The organism is Protofrankia coriariae (assembly GCF_001017755.1).
Classification (GTDB): Bacteria; Actinomycetota; Actinomycetes; order Frankiales; family Frankiaceae; genus Protofrankia; species Protofrankia coriariae.
Map to the genome: position 1 here is coordinate 1036 of NZ_JWIO01000049.1, position 1547 is coordinate 2582.

At 72.9% G+C, this 1547-nt stretch carries 3 protein-coding genes (1 of these 3 running past the window's edge); all 3 read left to right on the top strand.

Annotated elements, in window-relative coordinates; translation table 11 throughout:
* Positions 1-537, top strand: partial view of a replication initiator gene (locus FrCorBMG51_RS21125; protein WP_052914906.1) — the final stretch only. It extends 954 nt beyond the left edge of the window; only the last 537 of its 1491 coding nucleotides appear in the window; its start codon lies beyond the left edge, outside the window; its stop codon occupies positions 535-537.
* A gap of 110 nt (positions 538-647) precedes the next feature.
* On the top strand, positions 648-1010 hold the full coding sequence (locus tag FrCorBMG51_RS25715; RefSeq protein WP_052914907.1) for a helix-turn-helix domain-containing protein: 363 nt from the start codon (positions 648-650) through the stop codon (positions 1008-1010).
* Positions 1007-1547, top strand: a 541-nt coding sequence (locus tag FrCorBMG51_RS25720; RefSeq protein ID WP_200902537.1) for an Arm DNA-binding domain-containing protein, incomplete at its 3' end; no start/stop codon positions are given. The genes FrCorBMG51_RS25715 and FrCorBMG51_RS25720, both read left to right, overlap by 4 nt.

Genomic DNA, 1547 nt, shown 5'->3' on the forward strand with positions numbered 1-1547 from the left:
GGGGAACTCACCCCCGCCACCGTCGGGAACTACCTGGCCAAATACGTCACGAAGTCCGTCACCGCGTCCGGGGCGCTGGACTCCCGGATCCGCAACGCCGACGACCTGCACACCCGCCGGCTCCTGCTACCGGCGCATCAGGCCGCCATCGTCACCACCGCCTGGCGGCTCGCGGCCTGGCCGGTCTTCCACGCACTCGGCCTGCACCGGTGGGCCCACCAGTTCGGCTTCAACGGCCACTGGATCACCAAGTCGCGGACGTATTCCACGACGTTCGCCGCCTGCCGGGAACGCCGCCGCACCTGGGCCCGCACCCACACCCGCACCGGCGAGGAACGCACCCCGCTGGACGCCTGGGGCCGGCCCGAAGACGACGACCAGGTCATCACCCTTGCGTCCTGGCGGTATCAGGCGTCCGGCTACGCCCGCACCGGCGACCGGATGCTCGCCGAGATGGCCGCCGACCAAGCACGGTCGCACCGTGAATCCTCCCGGTCACGCCGTGAAGCCGCCCGGACGGACCGGCAGGCAGCATGATCTACCGCCTACCGGCCGGCCCGACGACATCTCCGCCGTCGCGCCCCGACGCACCCGCCAACCAAGCAACCGCGCCGGGAGCGCGCTCCCCGACAAGGAGCACACCCAGAATGCCTTTCCGCATCCCGCTCCGGGAGTCCGCCACCGGTGAGGCCACACCGGACCACATCGCCACGTTGCCCGCGGAGCTTCGGGCACTCGCCGACCGGCTGGACGCCTACCTGACGGAACAGGCCCGGCCACGCCTGGCCGCCGTCCCAGCCACCACGGCACCGGCGGGCCCCGACCCGCTCGACGGCCTGCCCGCGCTGATCTCGGTGGAGCGGGCGGCCGGACTCCTGGGCCTCTCTCGGGCCGGCGCCTACCGGCTGGCCTCGTCCGGGGAACTGCCCTCCCGCCGGCTCGGGGGCCGGGTCTTCATCGTCACCGCCGGTCTGCGCGCGATCCTGACCCCGGACGGAGCGGCCGCATGAAGGGCAGCGCCTACCGCAAGGGCGACGGCTGGGCGTACCGGTTCGACCTGGGACCGGACCCGCTGACCGGCAAGCGACGCCAGGCGAGCAAGAGCGGGTTCGCCACCCGCAAGGAAGCGGAAAAGGCGCTCCGGGCCGCGATCGCGGCAGCGGAGAAGGGCCGACACGTGACCCGGTCGCGGCGCACGGTCGCGGACTTCCTCAACGAGTGGTGCGACGCGGTCACGGCGTCGGTACGCCCGAAGACGCTGGAAAAGTACCGACTGTGCAAGGACGCCTACGTGATCCCGGTGATCGGGGCGACGCTGTTGCAGGAACTGACCCCGGTGCGGCTGAACCTGTTGTACGGGCACCTACTCACGCAGGGGCGGGTACACCGGCGAGGCACGCAGAGCGCGGGACTGTCCCGGGCGACGGTCGCCACGGTGCACCGGGTGATGCGCCGGGCGTTGGCGGACGCGGTGCGCTGGGGGTACGTGGCGCGCAACGTGGCGGAGGATGCCCGGCCGCCGTCGGTGGGACGCCGGCCGCCGACGG